The organism is Atribacter sp., from assembly GCF_035418125.1.
In the GTDB taxonomy this organism is placed as follows: domain Bacteria; phylum Atribacterota; class Atribacteria; order Atribacterales; family Atribacteraceae; genus Atribacter; species Atribacter allofermentans.
The window spans coordinates 1-4,034 of sequence record NZ_DAOLQM010000205.1; the positions used below are offsets into that span (position 1 = coordinate 1).

A 4,034-nucleotide genomic window follows, 5' to 3' on the forward strand; every position below is an offset into this window, starting at 1 on the left:
ATCGCTACCAACCATCGCAAAATCTTATTATCATCCCTCAATTTCTCAAACCTTTAACTTTCTTGAAAATGGCGATGTTGAAGTTACTGATATTCGATATTTTACTTTTTCTGGCTCATTTAGTTGGGCTCAATTGGATTTGCTTCTTCGCGGGGTTGATGATATCCAGTTTCAAGGAGTTTGGGACGTAGATACCGGAAGTCCACTCCGTTATGAGGTCAATAAGCAATCGAATTCAAAAACGATTAAATGGTATTATCAAGCTGATAACCAAACCCTGGGATTTAGAATCCAATATCTTCTCAAAAATCCAATCCATCGATATCAAGATGTAGCTGAATTTTATTGGAAAATTATTGAAGATGATCATGCCTCGATTGAAATACTCGATGTTATTCTTCAAATTCCTCAATCCAGTCCAGACCTTTTTAAACTTTTTGTTCACACTCAAGCTCAACCAGGGGAGATGAATTTTTCTCCCGACCATCGGAGAGTTGATTTTATAATTGAAGATGTACCTGCCAACACCTTTGTTGAAGCCCGTCTTTTAGTTAGTCCTCAGGTTTTTTCGGGAGTGCATTTACAAAATATTCCACGATATGAATCAATCCTCGATGAAGAAAAAGAAGCTGCCACCAAAGAATTAGAGGGTGATAAGCCCTCCTGGCAAGCCAATCGCTGGATAGGAATCGGTTTGTTTTTATTGTATATCTCTATTGGAATTCTTTATATCATCTTATTTTTTGTATTCTATATAAAATATGGGCGTGAACCAAAAATCGATTATGAACGTCAGTATGAACAAGAGCCTCCCCGAGATATTCCTCCCGCCTTTTTGGGAGTCATTATGAACCAAAAAGCCCTAAATCGAAATGATATAGGAAGAGCTTTTACTGCTACGCTGCTTGACTTGGCACGTCGAGGTTATATGACTGTTGAAGAAGAAAAAATGAAGATTCTTTTTATAAAAAAAGAGTATTTGGTGTTTACTTTCACAGAAAAAAATATGAATATAAATTCTGATTCTGAATTACTTCCCTTTGAAAAAGATGTATTAAGTTTATTGCAACGAATTTCTAACGATGGTCGAACGGTATCGACCCTGGAGATTGAAAAGTGGGGCAAAGAGATCCCTCGAGAAAAAAGTAATTTTTTAGTGTTTATTGAAGACTGGGGGAAGTTAATTAAAAATTGGTGGGAAAACCACTTCTTCTATACTTATGACGAAAGGGCTGAAGCCAAAAAAGAACACTATCTCATTTTTAGTGTTGCGTATTTTATTGGAGGAGTTTTTCTGGTCATTTTTGCTGCCATAAATTTGGACTATGAAGGGAGCTCATGGTTGGTTGCATTGAGTATTCTATTTTTTCCCTTGATTCTTATTTTTGCCCTCATAGCTCGAAAATCTTTGGGGCGTTGGAGTAAAGAGGGCTTACTTGAATATCGACGATGGACAGCTTTTAAACGTTTTATTACCGATTATTCTCTCATGAAAGAGGCTCCTCCGGTTTTATTGCAAATCTGGGATCGATATTTAATCTATGCTGTGGCGTTAGGAGTTGCCGAAAAGCTATTAAAGAATTTAAAAATTTATATCCAGGAGACCGGTTCAGAACTATCCCATCCTGGTTGGTATCAGGTTTCCTATGGTGCTGTTTTTACCGTAACTACGCTTGATACCCTTAGCCGTTTAGAGTCAATCTCTAGAAATATGGCGAATATGGCTAATCTTACCCGAGCTCTCCAATCTTCTACTTCGGTTGGGGGTGGATTTTCCAGTGGAGGTGGAGGGGGAGGAGGTGGCGGAGGTTCAAGTGCCGGTTGATCGGCATTTCATAGATGAAGATAAAAAACGAACTAAAAGCTAAAAAAAGAGGGTAAAAGGAGGTGTCAGTATTGGGTTGGATTATAGGAATAATTATATTGATCGTGGTTGTTTACATAATATCGCTCTATAACCGCTTAGTGGTACTTAAAAATAAGGTCGATAATAGCTGGGCTCAAGTTGATGTTCAGCTGAAACGGCGGTATGACCTTATCCCCAATTTAGTAGAAACAGTTAAAGGGTATGCTACTCACGAAAAAGAGGTCTTTGAAAATATTGCCAAAGCTCGACAAGTCGCTATTTCTGCACAAAGCCCCGCTGAGAAAAGCCAAGCGGAAAACCAGCTTACCCAAGCGCTTCGTCAATTATTTGCTGTTGCAGAGGCATATCCGGAATTGAAAGCCAATGAAAACTTTATGCATTTGCAAAATGAATTAAGTGAAACAGAAAATAAAATCGCCTATTCTCGCCAGTTCTATAACGATACCGTGTTCATGTATAATTCGTCAATTGAAAAATTTCCAGCCAATATTTTTGCCGGAATGTTTGGATATAAAAAGAGAGAATATTTTGAAACTCAGGGTGAAGAACGAGAACCAGTTAAAGTACAGTTTTAATTTGTTTTGTTAATTTTTGGTACCATTTAGTTTCAGAGAAAAGCCTAAAAAAAAAGATTTAAGTTGATTTTGGAGGGACGTTTAAATGACTGTAGGTTTAGTGAACGGTGCGCTGAGTATTTTTGTTTTATTTTTAGGCTATTGGGGATATAAGGAAAAGAAGAGTATTATTAGTCTTTTGATAGGAATTGCTTTTGCTATTTTTGGATTTTCTCATTTGATTACGTTATTTGTTTCTCCTGATCGATTAGTTAACTTTTTAGTGGTATTGAGGGTGTTTGGATATTTATTTGTCGCTTTTGCACTTTATCAGGAGATGGTGAGAAAGTAGAAAATTCAACTTGAGGTGATGGTCTTTGAAAAAAGCGATTATCCTTGCCAGATCCTTTGCTCGTTCTGCAAAGGATCCATTGCGACGGTTGGAAGCAGCTGGAATCCAAGTGGAGATTAAAAAGAACCCTAACCCGGAGAATGAAGATACTGTGTCGGAATTAATCAATGATGCCGAAGGAGTCTTAGTTGGGATGGATCGGGTGGGTGAAGTTGTTTTCACCAATTGCCCAAATCTTAAAGTGGTTTCAAAGCACGGGGTTGGTGTTGATAACATTGATATTCAGTCTGCCCAAAAACATGGTGTCGTGGTAGCCAATGCTCCGGGAACCAATTCGGTATCGGTTGCTGAAATGGCATTTACCTTAATGCTTGTTTTAGCTCGAAAAATACCTCATTTCATCGAGCAAATAAAGAATAAGGAATGGGGGGCAACCAGTTTTGGATTAGAGCTCGAAGGAAAAACCATAGGTATTGTCGGTTTTGGAAGAATTGGGAAAAATGTTGCTCAGTATGCACAAGCGTTTGCGATGAAAGTACTCTATTATGATCCTTTTATCAACAACGAAATACTCCCTTATAAAAAAGTCGAGCTTGAAAAATTATTTAAAGACGCTGATTTTATCTCTCTCCATGCACCTCTTACTGATGATACTCGTGAGATGATAAATGACAAATTACTTTCATTTATGAAAAAAGAAGCTTTTCTGATCAACACTGCTCGTGGCGAGCTTATCAATGAGGAAGCTCTCTATCTTTACTTAAAGGAAAATCGTATTGCCGGAGCAGCTCTGGATGTTTTTACTCATGAGCCTCCCTTTGATAGCCCACTCTTATCGCTGCCAAACGTTATAACCACTCCCCATATTTCCTCTCATACTCGAGAAGCAAACCTAAAAATGGGGAATATTGCAGCAGAGAACCTTATCCGGGTTTTTAATGGGAAAGAGCCTCTTTATCGGGTGGTGTAATGAAAAAGGTCCAAAAAAATTCTTTAACCACTTTACTGGCGGTTTTAATAATCTTTATCATGTACAACTACTTCCAGCAGGAATCCGGTCAGTATATTGTAAAAACAGTGATTGATGGAGATACCATAGAACTCAATAATGGAGAAAAACTGAGATACATTGGTGTTGACGCTCCAGAATTTCAAAGCTCTAAAAAAAATGCCGAACAATTTGCTGAGGAAGCTTTTCAAGCCAACCGAAAAATGGTTGAGAATCGAAAAGTAAAATTGGAATTCGATGTCGAGCAAAGAG

Annotated in this window: 5 protein-coding genes; all 5 read left to right on the plus strand. The window is 38.0% G+C overall.

Going from position 1 to position 4,034, the window contains the following annotated elements:
- Positions 1-1,825: DUF2207 family protein (locus PLK24_RS09210; protein ID WP_324478437.1), on the plus strand; the 1,825-nt coding region annotated here is incomplete at its 5' end.
- Between the two features lie 62 nt (positions 1,826-1,887).
- Positions 1,888-2,442: a LemA family protein gene (locus tag PLK24_RS09215; RefSeq protein ID WP_324478438.1), complete on the plus strand. Its 555-nt coding sequence runs from the start codon at positions 1,888-1,890 to the stop codon at positions 2,440-2,442.
- A gap of 85 nt (positions 2,443-2,527) precedes the next feature.
- A complete protein-coding gene (locus PLK24_RS09220) occupies positions 2,528-2,773 on the plus strand; it encodes a hypothetical protein (protein ID WP_324478439.1) in 246 nt (81 codons plus the stop codon).
- Between the two features lie 25 nt (positions 2,774-2,798).
- Positions 2,799-3,743, plus strand: coding sequence for a phosphoglycerate dehydrogenase (locus tag PLK24_RS09225; protein WP_324478441.1), 945 nt, complete (start codon positions 2,799-2,801; stop codon positions 3,741-3,743).
- Positions 3,743-4,034, plus strand: a 292-nt coding sequence (locus PLK24_RS09230) for a thermonuclease family protein (protein WP_324478442.1), incomplete at its 3' end; no start/stop codon positions are given. The genes PLK24_RS09225 and PLK24_RS09230, both read left to right, overlap by 1 nt.